This window comes from Bartonella sp. AA168HLJHH (genome assembly GCF_042197365.1).
GTDB lineage: Bacteria > Pseudomonadota > Alphaproteobacteria > Rhizobiales > Rhizobiaceae > Bartonella.
Genome location: NZ_JBHIRS010000059.1, coordinates 1 through 1582, shown reverse-complemented (window position 1 = coordinate 1582; position 1582 = coordinate 1). Strand labels below are relative to the sequence as shown.

Below are 1582 nucleotides of genomic sequence, written 5' to 3'. Positions count from 1 at the left end.
AAAATAAGAAGGTATCAAGTTTATAAAATATAAAAAACATGGTCATGATATATTTGATGTATTGCAAAGCTCTTTAATACTTTGCAATACGTTGAATTCTATCGGGAATGGATTACTATGTTGTGTAGAGAATTTTGTTTCAAAACATTCTATTGGGAAGAGAGGTTATTTATCTCGATAAATTCTACGTGTATAGATATTAATATTTGATATTTCAATTTATATGTATAGAAAGTAATAAATTTGTTTGTTGCAAAAGACAGGTGTAACGAATAAAGCAAAGTTTAGTGTTTCTGAAAAAATGGGGACTTTATAAAATGTTTTGGTGAGAAAAACTGTTGTATGCGGGTACGTGGGGAAACATCAAGCTACTCTTCTCATACCTGAGGTTACATTCCTTATGACTTAAAATATGATAATCTATAGGTTCGAAGCTGTTATTTGATACGGAGTTATAATCAAAGTTCGAATTTTCTTCTGAAGAAGGGTGAAAATGGTTACGAAAAATTTATTCAGGATCATCAAAACATCAAATTGTTTTGAGGCTTTTGAAGCAATTAGAGTAGCGCTTTGATGATACTTTTTAGAAAATCGCAAGAGAAACTTGAAAAAGAAATCTTTTTAATGAAGCAAGGAAGGATTTTGGTCTGATATGCTCTGAATTATAAGTGCCGTGATGTCGTGTGCTATCGTGCGTGATAGCTTCATTTTAATCAGATCGTTTTGCGTTGCATATGTTCGTTTGTTCTATACGTGTTTGGGAGGGAATGAGCTTTTGAAAAGTGGCTGCTGCTTTTAGAGATTTTGATATTTTACCTCTAGAAGGCGTGTTTTCTAATCATGATCTTATCATTTTTGCATGTTGTCTCATGGGAAGTTATACAATAACCTTAAATCTTAAAAGGAAAATTCTATGAACGTGAAAAGAAAAATATTGAAAAAGGGCAGTTCTTTTGTTTCTGCTGTTCTTGCAATGGGGATGTTTGTGCAACAAGTTTCAGCGAAAACACCTGCCGATACGCTTGTGATGGCTTGGAATCTTGATACAATAAGTACATTTGATCCCGCACAAATCAATGACCGTTATGGTAATGAAGTTCTTGTTAATGTTTGTGATAATTTAGTCGTTTCTGCTACAGATGATGCGGCTAAAATGGTTCCTTCTTTAGCGAAGAGTTGGGATGTTTCAAGTGATGATCAGAGTACGGTGATTACTTTTCACTTGCGTGATGGTTTAAAGTTCAACGATGGTCGTCCTGCGAATGCTAATGATCTTATTTGGAGCATGAAGCGGGTTGTTCAATTGAAGATGGCTACTGCGGCGACATTTAATGAATATGGTATCACAGAACAAAACGTTGATGAGGCTTTTCAAGCACCGGATGACAAAACAGTGGTGATGAAATTTGATAAACCTTATCCAGCAGAGCTCATTCTTAGCCATTTTGCCACTAGTCGTACTCTTGCTTTGCTTGATCGTGAGACACTCATGAAACACGAAAAAAATGGTGATATGGGAAACCGGTATTTGGCAAGCCATTCTGCTTGCGTTGGTCCTTATCAGCTAGAGAGTTGGCGCCCT

The 1582-nt window shown here is 35.7% G+C and carries 1 protein-coding gene; it reads left to right on the top strand.

The window, feature by feature from the left end; all coding sequences use genetic code 11:
* Positions 1-913 precede the first annotated feature (913 nt).
* On the top strand, positions 914-1582 hold a 669-nt coding region (locus ACFINM_RS09710; RefSeq protein WP_375641292.1), incomplete at its 3' end, for an ABC transporter substrate-binding protein.